17 protein-coding genes are annotated in these 18113 nt (G+C 31.1%); 16 read left to right on the top strand and 1 reads right to left on the bottom strand.

All coding sequences use genetic code 11. The features are described 5' to 3' along the window. The first annotated feature begins 33 nt into the window (after positions 1-33). Positions 34-1410: a peptidylprolyl isomerase gene (locus tag LC814_RS05420; RefSeq protein ID WP_226065527.1), complete on the top strand. Its 1377-nt coding sequence runs from the start codon at positions 34-36 to the stop codon at positions 1408-1410. 854 nt (positions 1411-2264) lie between these two features. Here LC814_RS05420 and LC814_RS05415 read toward each other — a convergent pair. After that, positions 2265-3350, bottom strand: coding sequence for a tyrosine-type recombinase/integrase (locus tag LC814_RS05415; protein WP_226065525.1), 1086 nt, complete (start codon positions 3348-3350; stop codon positions 2265-2267). Positions 3351-4542: 1192 nt separating this feature from the next. On the opposite strand from LC814_RS05415, the gene LC814_RS05410 reads away from it, so the two are divergent. The 15 genes from LC814_RS05410 (at position 4543) to LC814_RS05340 (ending at position 17643) form a co-directional block, all read left to right on the top strand. Beyond that, a complete protein-coding gene (locus LC814_RS05410) occupies positions 4543-5070 on the top strand; it encodes an RDD family protein (RefSeq protein WP_226065524.1) in 528 nt (175 codons plus the stop codon). Between the two features lie 77 nt (positions 5071-5147). Then, on the top strand, positions 5148-5738 hold the full coding sequence (locus LC814_RS05405; RefSeq protein WP_226065523.1) for a hypothetical protein: 591 nt from the start codon (positions 5148-5150) through the stop codon (positions 5736-5738). 163 nt (positions 5739-5901) lie between these two features. Next, a complete protein-coding gene (locus tag LC814_RS05400) occupies positions 5902-6426 on the top strand; it encodes a hypothetical protein (protein WP_226065493.1) in 525 nt (174 codons plus the stop codon). 165 nt (positions 6427-6591) lie between these two features. Continuing rightward, positions 6592-7077 carry a toxin-antitoxin system YwqK family antitoxin gene (locus LC814_RS05395; RefSeq protein WP_226065485.1) on the top strand — a complete coding sequence of 162 codons (486 nt, stop codon included), beginning with the start codon at positions 6592-6594 and terminating at the stop codon, positions 7075-7077. 188 nt (positions 7078-7265) lie between these two features. Then, positions 7266-7808 (top strand): STM3941 family protein, encoded by a 543-nt coding sequence (locus LC814_RS05390; RefSeq protein ID WP_226065495.1) that lies wholly within the window; start codon positions 7266-7268, stop codon positions 7806-7808. A 202-nt stretch (positions 7809-8010) separates the two neighbouring features. After that, on the top strand, positions 8011-8469 hold the full coding sequence (locus LC814_RS05385; RefSeq protein WP_226065521.1) for a hypothetical protein: 459 nt from the start codon (positions 8011-8013) through the stop codon (positions 8467-8469). 171 nt (positions 8470-8640) lie between these two features. Next, positions 8641-9435, top strand: a complete 795-nt coding sequence (locus LC814_RS05380) for a DUF1444 family protein (RefSeq protein WP_226065520.1) — start codon at positions 8641-8643, stop codon at positions 9433-9435. A gap of 400 nt (positions 9436-9835) precedes the next feature. Next, the gene (locus LC814_RS05375; protein ID WP_226065518.1) at positions 9836-10741 is read left to right on the top strand and encodes a hypothetical protein; all 906 of its coding nucleotides are present in this window, start codon (positions 9836-9838) and stop codon (positions 10739-10741) included. A gap of 201 nt (positions 10742-10942) precedes the next feature. Beyond that, the gene (locus tag LC814_RS05370) at positions 10943-12337 is read left to right on the top strand and encodes an SNIPE associated domain-containing protein (protein WP_226065517.1); all 1395 of its coding nucleotides are present in this window, start codon (positions 10943-10945) and stop codon (positions 12335-12337) included. Between the two features lie 1146 nt (positions 12338-13483). Continuing rightward, positions 13484-13987 carry a hypothetical protein gene (locus tag LC814_RS05365; protein ID WP_226065489.1) on the top strand — a complete coding sequence of 168 codons (504 nt, stop codon included), beginning with the start codon at positions 13484-13486 and terminating at the stop codon, positions 13985-13987. A gap of 150 nt (positions 13988-14137) precedes the next feature. Beyond that, a complete protein-coding gene (locus tag LC814_RS05360; RefSeq protein WP_226065515.1) occupies positions 14138-14755 on the top strand; it encodes a hypothetical protein in 618 nt (205 codons plus the stop codon). 166 nt (positions 14756-14921) lie between these two features. Beyond that, positions 14922-15470 (top strand): hypothetical protein, encoded by a 549-nt coding sequence (locus LC814_RS05355; protein ID WP_226065513.1) that lies wholly within the window; start codon positions 14922-14924, stop codon positions 15468-15470. Positions 15471-15621: 151 nt separating this feature from the next. Then, positions 15622-16209 (top strand): hypothetical protein, encoded by a 588-nt coding sequence (locus tag LC814_RS05350; protein ID WP_226065511.1) that lies wholly within the window; start codon positions 15622-15624, stop codon positions 16207-16209. 166 nt (positions 16210-16375) lie between these two features. Beyond that, complete coding sequence (locus tag LC814_RS05345; RefSeq protein WP_226065509.1) at positions 16376-17047, top strand: hypothetical protein; 672 nt, start codon at positions 16376-16378, stop codon at positions 17045-17047. A 182-nt stretch (positions 17048-17229) separates the two neighbouring features. Then, positions 17230-17643, top strand: a complete 414-nt coding sequence (locus tag LC814_RS05340; RefSeq protein ID WP_226065508.1) for a hypothetical protein — start codon at positions 17230-17232, stop codon at positions 17641-17643. Positions 17644-18113 lie beyond the last annotated feature (470 nt).

Here is an 18113-nt window from a genome sequence, read left to right as displayed (position 1 = left end):
AATTATAATTTTGCAAGTCCTTAAAAATTAAATATGAACAAGAACGTTAAAAATATTTTTCTTCTCACCCTTATGATGGTGTTTTTCAGCATTGTTACGAAGGCGCAGTCTAAAATGAAAGCCGGTGATTTGGTTGATGGAATTGCAGTAGTGGTGGGTGACGAAATTATTTTGGAATCTGATATTGCAGATCAGGCAAACTTTGCCAAACAACAGGGCGGACCAGTTTCTGACCGGTGTGAATTTGTAGAAAGCATCGTAAACAACAAGCTTTTAATCTACGAAGCCAAGCGTGATACTTTAATTGAAAACCGGTCGGCGGCACTTAAAGAAAACGCTTCGCAGAAATATAACCAGATCTTAGGTCAGTTCGCCGATGAAAAAGCAATGCTTGCGCAGTATAAATTCCGGACGTCTTATGAAATGAAAAATGCCATTGAAAAAATAGACTCCGATAATTATTACGGGCAAAGTAAATATGGCCGGATTACAGAAAAAGCCGATGTTACGCCGAATGAAGTAACCGATTTCTATAATACCTTTAAATATCAGCTCCCGGAAGTTAAAGATGAAGTTTCGCTGTCGCAGATCGTAATGTATCCTAAATTGACGAATGCGCACAAAGACGAAATCATTGCTAAACTGAATAAAATCAAACAAGATATTATAGCGGGCGAATCCTTTGAAAGTCAGGCGAGAATTTATTCTGATGATCCAGGATCGGCGTCGAAAGGCGGTCTTTACACCAATATTTCTAAAGGGAAAATGGTGAAACCGTTTGAAGCCGCAGCGCTGAATTTACAGGAAGGCGAAATGTCGGATCCCGTAGAGTCTGATTTCGGCTATCACCTGATTCAACTGGTGAAGAAAAGTGGAAAAAATTACGACGCCCGTCATATCCTTTTGAAAGCCGAGCCTAATGAGGAAGAAATCGCCTCCGCTAAAAAAGAACTGGATAGCATCCGAACTTTAATTATCGACGGAAAGATGAGCTTTAAAGATGCCGCTTACCGTTTTTCAGATGATAAGAAAACGAAGTTTAACGCGGGAATTCTAACATCGCCCGAAGATGGGTCAGATAAAATTGAAAAATTAAATTTGCCGCCAACCATCTCGTATCAAATTGCGGGTCTGAATAAAGGCGATATTACTGATGTATTTCAAGATACGGCTGAACAGGACCGAAAAACAGTAACCATTGTTAAAATCGACGATGTAATCGCAGCACACCAACTGGATATTGCGACAGATTACAACAGAATTAAACAAATGGCGCTGAACAAAAAGAAAAATGAAATGGTAGAAAAATGGGTAAAAGAAAAATTACCGAATATATTTATCTCCATCAACGATCGCTATAAAGACTGCGTTTTCAAAACCGACATTCGGAAAACAAGCGCTTCTAATTAAAATGAATCTCTGCTTCGGCGGAGATTTTTTTTGGTGTTTTAGCATATTTTATTTTGGCTTGAGAATGAGGCGCGAGCGAAGCGAGCGCCGAAAAGAGTATTTGTAGCGTCTTACCGGTGAAAATTTGAAATGAAATTGGTTTTGAAAAAATATGCTGCTAAATGTGCTTTTTTTTCGTTTTTATAGTTTCAGTTTTTTGCCCTTTCTTTTCGATTTTGATAAAATTTACCTTTGTATCAGCCAAAAATTTACTGAAAAATAGTGGCGCAGGGCGCGAGCGAAGCGAGCGTCGAAAAGAGTTTTAAAGCGCTGTTAGAGCTTTGAGCTCTAACAGCGCTATCACGTTGCGTGGTGCCAGCAAAACTTTAACCCAACTTCCTTTTATAAAATTATGCTGTTAAATGTGCATTTTTTTTTCGTTTTTTATTTCGAATAAAAATGGCGTTAAAAGCATATTTTTTTGCTTTTCTGTTCTCCGGAACTTCCGGAAAATGAAATCTCTTCACACGTAAAATATTTTGCTAAAAGTTTACTTTAATCATTTTAAATTTTTAGAATTTTGACAGAAGTAAATTTTACCTGCGAAAGTAGTTTGCTTTTAAAAAGATGTTTTTTGCACTTCGACGTTTTAAAAAATCTTTTTTTAGATGGAAGTAACCGCGACAAAATCTGCGTGTGGCCTGTGAGAAAAAGCTGAAACTTCATTCTAGCCCTGATCGCAGTGAAAATCCCGGAATGAGGCGCGCTCCGCCGAGGCGGAGCGCGGCGAAATGAGGAATTGTAACGGAGAGCAGGTAAGGTTTGGCAAAGAAGCCAAAACCGTGTTGCTCCCAAAAAAACTATTTTGCCACGTTTTAGAGGTGATCTAAAGGTGACTGGACTTTGGAAATGGTGCGGTCGGCGACCTGCGTATAGTTGAGCGTGGTTTTGATATCGTTGTGGCCCAGTAATTTTTGGATGAGGGAAATATCGGTACCGTATTCTAAAAGATGTGTGGCGTAGGAATGCCGTAAACTGTGAATGCCGACTGTTTTTATTATTCCGGCTTTGTTCATGGAGTTTTTAAAAACAAATTGGGCGCTTCTGATGGCGTATTTGCCGCCAGACTGTCCTTCGAAAAGATAGATTTTGGGTGTAAATGCTTTGTAATATTGCCGTAAATCCTGGAGTATGGTTTGGGGAAGATTTACGTAACGGTCTTTTTTTCCTTTGGCTGAAGCAATTAAGACTTTCATGGTTTTAGAATCGATGTGTTCTATTTTAATATTTACGATCTCGCTTACGCGCAAACCCATGCCATAGCATAATTGAAGAATGAGTTTGTGTTTTGGGTTCACCGTGACATTCAGAAGTTTTTTAATTTCGGTGGTGTTCAATGCTTTGGGAAGAAGTAGAGGTTTTTTGGGTCGCGGAATATCAAAGAAGATTTTTTCCTGATGCAGCACTTTTTCAAAATAAAATTTCACGGCATTCATTCGGCTGTGAATTTGGTTTTCGGAAAGTTTTAATTCTTTGTGGCAGTAGAGAAAATAACTTTGAAGTTTTTCTTTGGTGAGGTCTTTTATGGGAAATGATTTGAGAATGTAAAGCAACTGCGCAAATTCCAGGGAATAGACGCGTATGGTGTTTTGGCTGAATCCTTTGAGAATAAGGTGATTCTGGTATTTTGCAAATTCATCTAAGTTTACAGGATGAATTTTGAGCAGTACTTCTTTGCCGACAATTTTCCGATCGAGACCAAAGAGATCGCGGTTGAAAGGGCTGTCGGCGACATACCAGGATTTTTTGGTCTGGGACCAACGGCATTTGGCAGCGCTTTTCAGCATGTTGACCAAAGCGAAATCTTTGGGGAATTTAAGGAGAATAATGTTTTGATCCCGGTGAGTAGATTCTTCGGGAATGAAGTATTTCTTATCAAAAGTGGAGTAGGTATTTTCCATAGTACGACCTGCGTATTTGAATAGTTAAACTTGCGTATTTTGTATAACTACGAAAGTATAAAAAAAATAAATACCTGATAGTGAGGAATTAACCCTAAATAAAAAAAATTTGTGGGATTGTGAAAGTTGCGTATATTTGAGAGTTGCCCGCAATTTTAAAAACCACGATCGTTGAAAGAATGGAGATTAAAGATTTTCGAAATGAATTTGATATAAATTGTAAAAAATTAAATCTTAAGAAGTTTAAAAGTTCTTATTTTTTAGAAAGTAGCGATACAATTATCTTCATATTATTGATAAAATCAGGATACTCAAAGAATTATTATTTTAGAATAAAAACTCAAATAAAACCTTTTGAGAAAAATTTTAATTCTACCGAATTTATACAACATGACGCCTCTGACATAATGATGAGTATTAAATCGGAATCATCTGAAATTTTCGACTTTGAAAACGGACTTTCAAGCGAATTAAGACTTGAGAAACTAAAACATTTCTTCTTCCTAACGCTCTTGAGAAACTAAAAATAATTGAGAAATAAAAAAACTGCGTGCAACACGGTATTTCTATTAGCGGGGCGGAAGTTCCTGTCATCAAGATTTTCACTAATTGTTCAATTTGTTATATTTACAAAGACTTGTTATAAAAAGTTGCCGCCAACAGAAATACCCAACCGTTGCCCGCAATGTGAAAAATATCGTTCAAAATTAAAATTTTACTGTTTTAACGGCTAAAATTTCTGAAATAAAAATCTAAAAAATTCCGTGCTAAACGTGTGGAAATTCTCAAAACAGACAGCGTGAATATTAAAGAGCGGACGACAAAAAACCGGAATAAATATTGAAAATAGCGACGAAAAAAAAATATTGGAAATCGCACCGAATAAATGCCGCAAATGTGCGGAAATAAATTTTGGAATTTCTAAGGAAAAAATATCGAGCTAAATGATGGTATTTTTAAATAATTACGAATTTAACTCAACTGAAATTTTGGACTAAATTTCGCAAAAAAACACTGCGGGCAACACGGTATTTCTACAAGCGGGCTGGAAGTTTTCAAAACGAGATTTGTGTTATATATTTAGTATATTTCGAGTAGAAAAAGTTTGGTTATTATGCCCGCCTGCAGAAATACCCAACCGTTATGCGAGATTTCATAAAGATTGTGTAAAAAACCTAATATAGGATTCAAAATGTCAAAGAAAATTTCTGAATTAACAACCGAAAAAAAAGTTAGAAGAATAAAAAAAGATTCTTATGGAAATCGTTACCAAGAAGTGGTGGATTTTGACATAAAATACAATCCTACCATTCGAAATTTTAGCATTAGACTTTTTGCGAAAATTATTGATTTAATTATTTATGTAATTTTAGGAATAATAATTTATAAATTAATTGGACGCAAATTTAATGACATGTATGAATTATTTGCTGTTTCGTTTGCATTATTAATAATTTTAAATCCCATTTTAGAAACCTTTTTTGGAAAAAGTTTTGGAAAATTTCTACTAAAAATTCAAATTGTTAATGACTATGGAAATAAACCTAATTTGTTACTTTCCTTTAAAAGAAACGCTTTAAGTTTTGTTAATGTCTTTCAACTATTTAGGCCAATTCCTGGAGAATTAGGAATAAAAAATAATAAGCATAATGAAATATGTGAAACTTATACTATTTCTGACAAACAAAAATGCGAACTTTTAACAATGTTATCTAATTAAAGAAACCTCGCATAACAAGGTATTTCTATTAGCGGGTCGGAAGTTCCTATCATCAAGATTTTCGCTGATTGTTCAATTTGTTATATTTACAAAGACTTGTTATAAAAAGTCCCCGCCAACAGAAATACCCAACCGTTAGTGGCAACCAACCCGCGCGAAAACAAAAAGAAGAAAAAATGAAAAATTTTTGCTTGATTTTAGTTGTCATTTTAATAACAAGTTGTTCGAAAGAAGAAAAATTTGATTTATATATTTCAACCGTAAATTATAATCTAAATGTTGAAAATGGAGAGTTTAAAATAGACTGGTATAAAAATTATAAAAGTAATATTGAGTTTTCTAAAAATGAAAAAGACCATTTAAATGAACTGATTTATAAATATAGTATTCAAAAATTGAAAGGCAAAAACTATGTTTTTGGAAAAGAAAATCTAATGATGCCGAATTTTAAAGATGAAATTACTTTAAAAAAAGGAAACAAACTTAAATGCAAGATTTATATTTCAACACAAGTTAATTTAACCGAATCAAAACTTACGAAGACAGAAGTTAAAATTTATAAGTTTAAAGAAGAATTATTTGTTCTTTTAAAGAAAAACAAAGATTTTAAAAATAATATGGACACTTTAGAAATTGCTAAAAAAAACGATAAGAGATTATTTCTTTAAATATTGGCAGCCACTAACAAGCTATTTATACAAGCGGGTATGAAGTTTTCATCGAAGATTTTAGCGATTAATAAAGTTTTTAGCAAGTATAAAGTTTTCGTATTTTTATCCCGCCTGCATAAATACCCAACCGTTGGGCGCCACTTTAAAAAAAGATATATATATGAAAAACTTGAAATTATTGTTAAAATTTATTACTATGCTGACATTATTGAGTTGTGGCACTTCTCATAATTATACAAATAGCACTTTAAATAAAAACTTCTACGATGGAAAAACTATTTATTTCCAATTAAACACTAAAAGTCAAAATACTATAAACTTCTCAGGAATGGTTGGAACGGTGTTCGGAGGAATAGCGCAACCAAATGTCAAGGAAACTTTCAAATTATCTATCAAAGAACTTGCTAACGAAACCAATTTAAATTTAAAATTTATTGAAAGTTTTGACGAAGTTGATGGTGAAGAACCTTTAATAATTGATACTGATATTTCAATAATCAATTGGCATTTTGGTTTCTCTGTAGCAACATTAAAAACGGTAATAAATTTCAAAAACATAAGAGATAATAGAGAAATTCAAGCGACTGGAATTCGCAAAAGTGGTGGTGGCGATGAAATGAATAATTTAAAAAAGTCGTTAAAAGACGCGACTTATAACTATTTAAAAGAATATCAGAAACCGTAAAAAAGCGATCGCCCAACACGGTATTTCTATTAGCGGGTCGGAAGTTCCTATCATCAAGATTTTCGCTAATTGTTCAATTTGCTATATTTACAAAGACTTTTATTAAAAGTCCCCGCCAACAGAAATACCCAACCGTTACCTGCGATCTTAAAAACAAAATCCCGCATGAAAAAAATATTTTTTACATTGACTTTTACAATGTTCTGTTTTTTAAATATGTTTTCTCAAAACATCAATATGGATGATTACGAAATTTATATTGGAGAAACATTGATCGGAAAATCAGATTTTTTAAAAAATGCTCAGAACATACCGACAGATAAATCTCAAAAACTTGAATTCAAACCTATAACCGACGGAAGTAAAACCGCATACTTCTTAAATGGTAATATATTTTCAAAAGGTGAAATTAAAAATCACAAAGAAAATGGACAGTGGGAATTTTGGCATTCTAACGGCAAAAAAGCACGTGAAGGAGAATTCATCGACGGTAAACCAAATGGAACTCATAAATACTGGTACGAAAACGGACAATTAAGAGGAATTGGAAATTGGAAAAATGGAATTTATGACGGACCATGGGAAATGTATAATGAGAATGGAAAGGAAAAAGTAATTCAGAATTACAAAGACGGAAAACTTAGTGAGTAGAAAAGACCTCAGGTAACAAGGTATTTATACAAGCGGGTCTGAAGTTTTCATCGAAGATTTTAGCGATTAATTATGTTTTTAGCAAGTATAAAGTTTTCGTATTTTTATCCCGCCTGCATAAATACCCAACCGTTAGCGGTCAGCAAAAAAACCGAGAAATAAAGAATGAGATTTCGAAAAAAATTAAAATGAACAAAATTGAAATTCCATTAAGCAAAACGAAATTATTTCTTGGAACTTTTGCGTCTATTTTATTTGTAGTATGCGGAATTTTATTCTCTACTAAACCTGAAATGTTTATATCATTGTTTTTCAGAAGTCTGGAAATAATAAGAATCGCAGGTATCGCGGCTATTATTTTTTTCTCTGCAACAGGCATTTACGGAATTAAAAAATTATTAGAGAGAAAAATTGGATTAACAGTTGATGATGACGGAATTTTGGATAATTCAAATGCTTCAAGTGTTGGACTTATAAAATGGAATGATATCATCGAAATAAAAACAGAAAAAGTTGCTTCGACAAAATTTTTATTAATTTATATATCAAATCCTGACTATTATGTTGAAAGAGTAAATGGCTTTAAGAAAAAACTTTTACAGGGAAATAATAAAATATATGGAACACCATTATCTATAACTTCCAACACTTTAAAATGTAACTTTAATGACTTGGAAAACCTTTTGACAAAAAAATTAATAGAAAATCAAGAAAATATGCCGAACCGCTAACAAGGTATTTCTATTAGCGGGTGGGAAGTTTATATCATGAAGATTTTCGCTAATTGTTCAATTCGTTATATTTACAAAGACTTCTTATAAAAAGTCCCCGCCAACAGAAATACCCAACCGTTGGCGACAATTTTAAACCGACTGCAATCAAAGATATTCCGCGAAAAAAAAATGATATTCAGTTTTTTTTTAAAAGTAAAAAATGAACAAAGAAAAATCTAAATTATTTAGAAAAGTAAATACTAAAACATATAATGTTCATCATAATTTTGGTGGAGATTTTAAACGTACAAGAAACAGTAAAAAGGAAACATTAGAACAAACGAAAGGAAAAATGTTTGGTCGAAAAGAAAGAGGTTTAGATTACACACCACTTTATAGATTTCTGTTGTCAAAAGTTGGATCGGATTGGGACACTGTTTTTAGTGAAGCAAAATCTAGATTAAATAGTTCTGATGCAATATTTGGGATGGTCGCTTTAAGAGAAGATGAAAAAGAAGATTTTGTAAGAACTGGAGAATCCTCTTATTTTTCTGGTTTATATGTTGACAAAAGCGGAATTTTACAAATCTCGAATCCAAATCTAAAAGCAAAAGATATGAACACATTTTGTAACTGCTGTACTCATACTTTTAATGGAAAATTATTCGGCACTGAATAAAAAAACTGCCGCCAACAAGGTATTTCTATTAGCGGGTCGGAAGTTCCTATCATCAAGATTTTCGCTAGTTGTTCAATTTGTTATATTTACAAAGACTTGTTATAAAAAGTCCCCGCCAACAGAAATACCCAAACGTTGTGCGCAATATTTCACAAAGTATGTTATAAATTCATGGAAAAATTAAAGAATAAACTTCTAACAGAAATTCAGTTTTCAAATCTTTTCTATGAAAAACTATGCGAGAAAGTAAAGGAGATTTCATTACTCAGCATTGATAATTTAGAAATTAAAACAGAGGACAGAAAAGGTGAACAATTTTCTCACTACTTAAATAACAGTTATTCTGAGTATTGTTTTAATCCAGAAGAACTTGATGAAATAATAGAACGATACATAAACGCTTCTAAAACTTTGTATTCAAAAAAAGAATCAATAGAATTGTCTAGGATTATTCCAATAATTAAAGACTACCGCTTTGTAATAGAATTATCTAATCTAACTGAAAATTTTCAGGACCACGTTTATGAAAAGTATAATTCGGATTTGTATATTTTCTACGCCGAAGACCTTGAAAGCAATATTTCTTATTTACAAAAAGACGATTTAAAGTCTTTAAACTTGGAATTTAATCAACTTAAAAATTTAGCAATCGATAATTTGAATTCTATAATTGAGAATATTGAACGAAATGGCAACGAAGAAATTTTCATGTTAATCGCGGGCGGAAATTATGAATCAAGTTTAATATTATTAGACATTTGGAATCATAATAATTTTCCGGTTAATGGGGAAATAATCATAGCAATTCCAGCACGAGATTTACTTTTTGTAACGGGAAGCAGTTCTATATCTGACATTAAAGAACTAAAAAATAGAGTAAAAGAAATAAATGAAACAGGAGATCATATTGTTTCGAATAAATTATTCAAACTGAATGACTCGAATATTTTTGAAGTTTGGAAATAAAATACTTCGCACAACATGGTATTTCTATTAGCGGGGCGGAAGTTCCTATCATGAATATTGTCGCTAATTGTTCAATTTGTTATATTTACCAAGACTTGTTATAAAAAGTCCCCGCCAACAGAAATACCCAACCGTTGCGCGCTATTTTATTAAAACTTTGTGGAAGATTATAAATCCGTTTTTTAAAGAAAATATCTGAGGATCGAAAAACAAAAAACTGCAAATAAAAACATCGCGCAACAAGGTATTTATACAAGCGGGTAGGACGTTTTTCAGTTGGAGATTTTCGCTATTTGTCAAATTTATAGCAAGTATGTAATTTTCGTATTTTTATCCCGCCTGCAGAAATACCCAACCGTTATCTGCAATTTACTCACCACTTCGATAGAAAGAATTAAGAATGAAAAAAAAATATTTACTACCTATTTTAATGGTTTGTCAAATAACATTTATGTTTGGACAAATATCAAACTCTGAAAAAGAGCGAATTAATTGCGAAAATAATTTAAATGAAGGTAATACTTTAGCAAATGATAACTTAAAAGGAAAAGTCAGATCATATAAATCAACAGTTCATGAAGTAGTATCAAATTCGGATAAACTTATTTATAAAACTGACTTAAGACGGAATCACGTTCACGAAACCTTCTTTTTTGATATTAATGGAAATGTTCAGGAAGTAATGGCTCAATATTTATATGAACCGAACACACAAATTGAGGATATTTTGATAAAAAACGTTTACAAATTTGACAGCAATGGAAAAAATATTGAGGAAATAACATATAAAATAAAAGATACAATTTCTACTCTACTTAGAAAAGAAATAAACGTTTTTGATTCTACTGGAAAGAAAATTGAAGTCATCAAATATGAAAGAAATGATTTAAAGTCAAAAGTAATTAGAAAAAGAGAGAAAGAAGCGATCATAGAATATCAATATGATGCAGATGGAAAATTAGTTAATGATATAATTTCTCTAAAGTATGATGGTAGAGGAAATGAAATAGAACGAATAGGTTTAAATTCACAAAATAAAAAGGTGAAAAGTACTGAGATTAAAAAGTATAATTCTAACAATAATCAAATTGGCTATCACTATGATGGACCTATTGGAAATTTCAAATGTGAATACAAATTTGATGCAAACAACAACATGATAGAAAAGAAATGTACTTCAAAAACTGGAAATAGATTCAATCGCTATGAATATGTTTATGATAACTATTGCAATTGGATTCAAAAAATTGAAACTATTGATGGGAAACTTGATAACGTCACTTTACGAGTCTATGAATACCGGTAAATTTCGATTACAATAAACTGCCGATAACAAGGTATTTATACAAGCGGGTATGAAGTTTTCATCGAAGATTTTAGCGATTAATTAAGTTTTTAGCAAGTATAAAGTTTTCGTATTTTTATCCCGCCTGCATAAATACCCAACCGTTGTAGGCAATGCAACCAAGATCACGCATACAAAAACATAGAGATAAAAACATGAAATATGGGATTATTTGACTTTTTGAAGAGAAAAGAACTAAATGAAATTAAACTGTTAAAAACGCAACTAGAAAAGTACAAACCAATTTCGAATATTGAACAAGAAATCGTCAACAAAGAAATTGAAATACAATCTTTAATATTTGAAAAGACCAAGGAACTAAATACAACAATTGAGAATAAAACAGAAGTACTTCAAAAGCTGCAGAGTGATTTTGAAAAATTAGATATTACTTACCAAGCTTCCTTGGAAACTTATACGCGACTGAGAAAAGATGTGAGCTTATTTGAATCGAAAATAGATTTAATTGAATTTGGAATTTATGAACCTATTTACGATTTTGAAAAATCTGAAGAGTACCGTGCTGAACAAAAAAGCATTATCGAACAACAAAAAAGCATGATTCAACTCGATACAGCTGCAATTTGTAATACGAGATGGACCATTGATGGCAGTGAGGCAAAAGGGCGAGCTTCGACAAAAAAATTCACTAAACTAATTCTTCGTGCTTTCAATGGTGAGTGCAATGCTTTAATATCAAAAGTTAAATGGAATAACATCAATCAGATTAAAGAAAGGATTAAAAAATCGTATGAAACGTTAAACAAACTTGGTGAAAGCTCTACTGTTTATCTCTCGAACGAATATTTAGAACTTAAATTACAAGAAATAATCTTAGAATATGAGTTTCAAGTAAAACGCCAAGACGAGAAAGAAGCAATGCGTGCAATTCAAGAAGAATTACGCGAAGAAGAAAAGGCGCGTCGTGAATTTGAGCAAGCTCAAAGAAAGGCAGAGAAGGAAGAAGAAACATTTCAGAAAGCATTACAAAAAGCTAGAAAAGAAGTTGAGAAAGCAACTGGAGAACTACAACAACAATTACATGCACAAATTCTTCTTCTTGAACAGGAACTTCTAAATGCACAAGAAAAAAAGGAAAGAGCTTTATCGATGGCTCAACAAACTAAACGTGGACATGTTTATATAATTTCAAACCTCGGATCTTTTGGTGAAAACGTTTACAAAATTGGAATGACCAGAAGATTGGAACCTATTGATAGAGTACGTGAACTTGGAGATGCTTCAGTACCATTTCAGTTTGATGTTCACGCTATGATATATTCTGATGAAGCAAGAACGCTAGAAGCTGAACTTCATAAAGCTTTCAGTGAAAGAAAGGTAAATATGATGAATTATAGAAAAGAATTTTTTAATGTCAGTCTAGCCGAAATCGAAAATAAAATTGCTGAACTTGGCTTTGAAGCTGAATTTACCGTTTTGCCAGAAGCAATGCAATATCGTGAAACTCTAGAAATATTAGAGAATTTAAATTCAATAAAAGATCATAAATCTATCGAGGAAATAATTGCGGAAGAATATCCTGGAAAACTATATTAAGCACTGCCTACAACAAGGTATTTCTATTAGCGGGGCTGAAGTTTATATCATCAAGATTTTCGCTAATTGTTCAATTTGTTATATTTACAAAGACTTGTAATAAAAAGTCCCCGCCAACAGAAATACCCAACCGTTACAAGCAACGCCATAGAAAATTTTGTGCTAATTCCGAAGTTCTCGAATTACTGAAACTTGACTTCAGCAAAACTGGATTCTGATCAAATTTTTTTGTGAATTATGTTTAATTTTGATTTCCACTTTTAACTCTTAAACCCCAGAAAAATATTATTAGAAGACGGAATCAAATAAAGTTTTTTTCTAAAAATTAAAACTGACTTTCCAGACATCTTCTACTCTGTTGTACAATTAAATTATTGCGTTAAATTACATGACGGATTAATATTTTAGATTCAACACATCATTAAAGAATAATGGAAAATTGCTGTTCTGACGAAAAAAAACTGACAGTTAAAAGTGCATAAATTGTTGTAATATATTCTCAGTAAACTTGCAAACAGGCGCAGCTTGTAACACGGTATTTATACAAGCGGGTCTGAAGTTTTCATCGAAGATTTTAGCGATTAATTAAGTTTTTAGCAAGTATATAGTTTTCGTATTTTTATCCCGCCTGCATAAATACCCAACCGTTGCCCGCAATGTGAAAAGTACCGTTCAAAATTAAATTTTTCTTTTTTAACGGCTAGAATTTCTGAGAATAAAAACGTAAAAAAACTTGGAGTTAAACGCGTGGAATTTTAGAAAAAAAGCAGCGCGAACTTCTTACCGCGGACGACAAAAAATGGGACTAAATATTGGAATTACCGGCGCAAAAAAATATTGGAAAATTGCGCGGAATAAATGACGGAAATATTGCGGATTTAAATTTTGGAATTTCTAAGGAAAAATATCGAGCTACATTCTTGCAATTTTAAATAAATTACGAAACGAATTCAGCGGGAATTTAAGAATAAACTTCCTGAAAAAAACACTGCGGGCAACACGGTATTTCTGCAAGCGGGTTGGAAGTTTTAAAAGGAGATTTTTGTTATTAATTTAGTATATTTCGAGTAGAAAAAGTTGGTTATTATGCCCGCCTGCAGAAATACCCAACCGTTGTAGGCAATTTCACACAAGTACCGATTAAGAATGAAAGCATTAATTCCGATCTTATTTTTCTTATCATTTCAAACTTTTGCGCAAAATAAAGATAATGCTTTAAAAAACAGATTTGAATCTTATAAGTATTTGGACACAATAAATACTTACTCAAAATCATTTCCAACGAAACTAATTGAAGGTTCTGGAACAATAAAAAATAAGTCTAAAAAAATAATTGGTTCAATTGGATTTGAAACCGAATTTAGCAGAAACCACGATGGGAAATTAGTTCGTATTTTAAACTCAGAAATTCACTTCTTCAAAAAAAATAAAAAAATTCCTGCTAAAACGATTTCTTATCAAACTACAATTTATTTCGATCAAAATGAAAAACCAGAAATAGCAAAATTTATTAACGAGGAATTAATTGATAATAAAATCATAACTTCAAAAAAGATTATTTTAGATGTAAACGAAATTGATTTTAAAAAAATGAAATTGGACTTTTACGAAACTAAAATAAATGACCTTTTATTACAGGTAAAGGATTAAGAAACTTCCTACAACAAGGTATTTCTATTAGCGGGTCGGAAGTTCCTATCATAAAGATTTTCGCTAGTTGTTCAATTTGTTATATTTACCAAGACCTGTTATAAAAAGTCCCCGCCAACAGAAATACCCAACCGTTAGCGACAATATTTTATGAAACAATTAGTCGAAGTTTACAAAGGACTATCTTTTTTATTTACGCAAACTAAATTAACAGTTATTTCAATTGAGAAATGCTTGATTAAAAGTGAATATATAAATGAAATTCAATTCGATGAAGAATTTTATAATAGAACTCCTTTTAGTAATTCGATTCGTGCATTACTTTCTAATTACTCAGTAATTCAGTTTTGTTCATTTTTAGATGAATACAAAAAATTTAATCAAACATTAACTGATAATGAATCTTTAAAGGCGAGAATAAGAAAAGTACGAGATAAAAATAAATACGGATTAAAAAGAATAAATAAATGGACAAATTTATACGATATTAGAAATCAACTTCTGGCTCATAACTTCCAAATTAAGAATAAGTCTTTTTTTGATAACGAAGAGAATAAGGTTTACGAATATTCATTTCCAGACACATTAAATGAAAAATTAGTATTCTTAAAAATAATGGAAAAAATATGTATGAATATTATAGAAGAATTTGATGAAATTCTGCTAATTTCAAATATTGCAGAATACAAAATGTCTGAACATATTAAAATTAATAAAGGAATAATAGATCTCGAAACTGAAATGAACGAAATTGAAAAGCAAATGTAAAACAATACTGTCGCTAACAAGGTATTTATACAAGCGGGTCTGAAGTTTTCATCGAGGATTTTAGCGATTAATTAAGTTTTTAGCAAGTATAAAGTTTTCGTATTTTTACCCCGCCTGCATAAATACCCAACCGTTATCTGCTACCAAAATAAAATTTGCGTTATAAATGAGAGTAGAATTGATAATACTTTTCCTTGTTTCATTAATCCTCACTTCTTGTAGTAATGATGAGAAAAAATCAGTTGCTATAACTCAAAGAAATTATCCTATTGATAGTTTTAAAAATTACTCTTTCAACTTAGTAAACACCGATTACGAATTCGATATGAAGTCACGTAAATTTAAAATAGATTTCTACAAATTTTCTGACTCTATAAAACTTTCTAGAACTGAGGAAAATAAAATTGCGAAAGTATTTTTCGAAAAATTTATTGACACTTTGACAAACGACAATATTGTTGTTGACCAAAATGAAATGATGATTATGCCAAATTCTGGAGATTCTTTTTATATTTATTACAAAGGATTCAATAAGTCTTTTATAAGAATAGTAAACGGCGACTATAAAAATATTGACGACCTTCCTGATAAGGAGAAAAACATATTGCTCTTTAAAAAAAACTTACTTAATATTTTAAAGCAAAATCCCGACTTTAAAAGATGTCTAGATACTTTAAAATCAGTTAAAAAGTACGACGACAGAATGTTTTTGTGATCTTTGGCAGCAGATAACAAGGTATTTCTATTAGCGGGGTTGAAGTTTACATCATCAAGATTTTCGCTAATTGTTCAATTTGCTATATTTACAAAGACTTGTTATAAAAAGTCCCCGCCAACAGAAATACCCAACCGTTATCTACCATTTTATGAAGCGCGTAACATTAACACTTTTCGTTATTTTTTCTAATTTTATATTTGCTCAAACAGAACAAATTAGCCTTGATTATTTTGCGTCCAAAATTCTACCAAAAATAAAGAAATCAGTAATATATTACGATGGAAATGTTATTAATAAATCTTCATATGAGCCAATTAGTAAAAATGAAGGTGAGGAAACGATTATTGAAATAATTTTATGGGACTATAAAACGTGTAAAAATTCTTCAAACAATTACACGTTCAATATTGACAAAAACTATGACTTTAAAACAATGTTAACTTATGCGAATGTCAAAAACTCGAAATTAACGACTTTGAGAATTCCAGAAAATATAAAATTTAGAAAAACACTTAAAACGAAAGAGAGAAAAGCGGGAATATTTAGATATAAAGTCAATAAAATATTTTCCCAAAAATACAATCTGAAAGTTTCATCTTCAATCCAGATTGCAGAAGATATCTATTTGACAAGAATATTTATGACCAAGCAAGATTATGAGCATGGAAATAATTTTGATATAATCGTGAAAAATGGACAAGTTATAGATTACTGCAACAGTTATTGGATCCAGTAAAAAAACGGTAGATAACAAGGTATTTCTATTAGCGGGGCGGAAGTTCCTATCATCGAGATTTTCGCTGATTGTTCAATTTGTTATATTTACAAAGACTTGTTATAAAAAGTCCCCGCCAACAGAAATACCCAACCGTTATCGGCAATGTTAAAAAAAAGTTTAAAATATGATATATCATTTTACTGAAATAATTCTAAAGTTTATTGGTTCCATTGCTTGGCCAATAATTGTTCTCGTTATTTTTTTATCACTTAAAAAGCCTATTTCAAATTTATTGCTGAATTTGAAAAAATTATCTTACGGAGGAACGCTTTTAGAAACGTTTTCTGAATCAAATCAAAAAGAACAAATCGCGGAATTGGAAAATATAGACTCTCAAATTAATGAAAGTAATTTCAAAAATTACTTGTCTAAATTTTCACAAGCGACTAATATTGAACTTGACGAAATAATTAATTCCGAAACAAATTTAACTGAAATAAATGATGTTCAAACTCGAGCCGAACAACTCTATGATTACTCTAAATTAATTGTATTGTTAAAGAATTTTGAGCGAATTTATTTGGTGATTTTTGGAAGTCAGATAAGAATATTACAAAGACTTAATTACTCTATAACTGAAGATATTGATGAACTGAAGTTTTATTTTGACAATGCTGTAAAGATTTATCCCGAAACATATAAGAACTATCTTTATAAAGATTATTTGCAATTTTTAATTTCAAATAAATTAGTTAACTATGATCAAGAATCAAATTCGCTTACAATAACTAATTTTGGACAAGACTTTTTGCGATATATAATTGAATCCAATTTAAGTCTAGACCGAAGAAATTAACAAACACTGCCGATAACAAGGTATTTATACAAGCGGGTCTGAAGTTTTCATCGAAGATTTTAGCGATTAATAAAGATTTTAGCAAGTATAAAGTTTTCGTATTTTTATCCCGCCTGCATAAATACCCAACCGTTAGCAGATATGCTACAGACATTGCGGTTAACAATATGTAAATAAAAGAAATGAAAAAACTTTTTATTTTTGGTTTAGTAATAAATTCAATATTTACGTTCGCTCAAGTTAAGTTGACGGACAAAGAAATATGCTTCGCTAGTGGACAAAAAATTTACCTTGAAAAAGGCACTGAAAATTATGACCAATTCTTACCAAATGTTAAAAATATAGAAATTGTAAATTCATTACTCAAAAACGAATTACAAAAGAAAAAACTTAACTACTCAAATTATTATTTTCAGTATGTCGGAGTAAAAAAACTTGACAAAAACTTTATTTACGTAAATGCATCATGTAGAAAAACAGAATATTTCGATTCGCAAATTTTGACAGTGAAAGGCGGAGGAAAATGCTATTTTAACGCGTTAATAAATGTTGAGGAAAACAGCATAGAATTCTTAAAATTTAACGCACCAAAATAAAGCACATCTGCTAACAAGGTATTTATACAAGCGGGTCTGAAGTTTTCATCGAAGATTTTAGCGATTAATTAAGATTTTAGCAAGTATAAAGTTTTCGTATTTTTATCCCGCCTGCATAAATACCCAACCGTTGCCCGCAATTTTAAAAACCACGATCGTTGAAAGAATGGAGATTAAAGATTTTCGAAATGAATTTGATATAAATTGTAAAAAATTAAATCTTAAGAAGTTTAAAAGTTCTTATTTTTTAGAAAGTAGCGATACAATTATCTTCATATTATTGATAAAATCAGGATACTCAAAGAATTATTATTTTAGAATAAAAACTCAAATAAAACCTTTTGAGAAAAATTTTAATTCTACCGAATTTATACAACATGACGCCTCTGACATAATGATGAGTATTAAATCGGAATCATCTGAAATTTTCGACTTTGAAAACGGACTTTCAAGCGAATTAAGACTTGAGA

The organism is Kaistella polysaccharea, from assembly GCF_020410745.1.
GTDB lineage: Bacteria > Bacteroidota > Bacteroidia > Flavobacteriales > Weeksellaceae > Kaistella > Kaistella polysaccharea.
Note: the sequence above shows the minus strand (reverse complement) of the source record. Positions and strands in the feature narration are given on the sequence as shown.

Bases quoted from the DNA above. Each gene is read 5' to 3' on its own strand.
- LC814_RS05420 (WP_226065527.1), top strand. From the start codon at position 34: ATGAACAAGAACGTTAAAAATATTTTTCTTCTCACCCTTATGATGGTG.
- LC814_RS05415 (WP_226065525.1), bottom strand. From the start codon at position 3,350: ATGGAAAATACCTACTCCACTTTTGATAAGAAATACTTCATTCCCGAA.
- LC814_RS05410 (WP_226065524.1), top strand. From the start codon at position 4,543: ATGTCAAAGAAAATTTCTGAATTAACAACCGAAAAAAAAGTTAGAAGA.
- LC814_RS05400 (WP_226065493.1), top strand. From the start codon at position 5,902: ATGAAAAACTTGAAATTATTGTTAAAATTTATTACTATGCTGACATTA.
- LC814_RS05395 (WP_226065485.1), top strand. From the start codon at position 6,592: ATGAAAAAAATATTTTTTACATTGACTTTTACAATGTTCTGTTTTTTA.
- LC814_RS05390 (WP_226065495.1), top strand. From the start codon at position 7,266: ATGAACAAAATTGAAATTCCATTAAGCAAAACGAAATTATTTCTTGGA.
- LC814_RS05385 (WP_226065521.1), top strand. From the start codon at position 8,011: ATGAACAAAGAAAAATCTAAATTATTTAGAAAAGTAAATACTAAAACA.
- LC814_RS05380 (WP_226065520.1), top strand. From the start codon at position 8,641: ATGGAAAAATTAAAGAATAAACTTCTAACAGAAATTCAGTTTTCAAAT.
- LC814_RS05375 (WP_226065518.1), top strand. From the start codon at position 9,836: ATGAAAAAAAAATATTTACTACCTATTTTAATGGTTTGTCAAATAACA.
- LC814_RS05370 (WP_226065517.1), top strand. From the start codon at position 10,943: ATGGGATTATTTGACTTTTTGAAGAGAAAAGAACTAAATGAAATTAAA.
- LC814_RS05365 (WP_226065489.1), top strand. From the start codon at position 13,484: ATGAAAGCATTAATTCCGATCTTATTTTTCTTATCATTTCAAACTTTT.
- LC814_RS05360 (WP_226065515.1), top strand. From the start codon at position 14,138: ATGAAACAATTAGTCGAAGTTTACAAAGGACTATCTTTTTTATTTACG.
- LC814_RS05355 (WP_226065513.1), top strand. From the start codon at position 14,922: ATGAGAGTAGAATTGATAATACTTTTCCTTGTTTCATTAATCCTCACT.
- LC814_RS05350 (WP_226065511.1), top strand. From the start codon at position 15,622: ATGAAGCGCGTAACATTAACACTTTTCGTTATTTTTTCTAATTTTATA.
- LC814_RS05345 (WP_226065509.1), top strand. From the start codon at position 16,376: ATGATATATCATTTTACTGAAATAATTCTAAAGTTTATTGGTTCCATT.
- LC814_RS05340 (WP_226065508.1), top strand. From the start codon at position 17,230: ATGAAAAAACTTTTTATTTTTGGTTTAGTAATAAATTCAATATTTACG.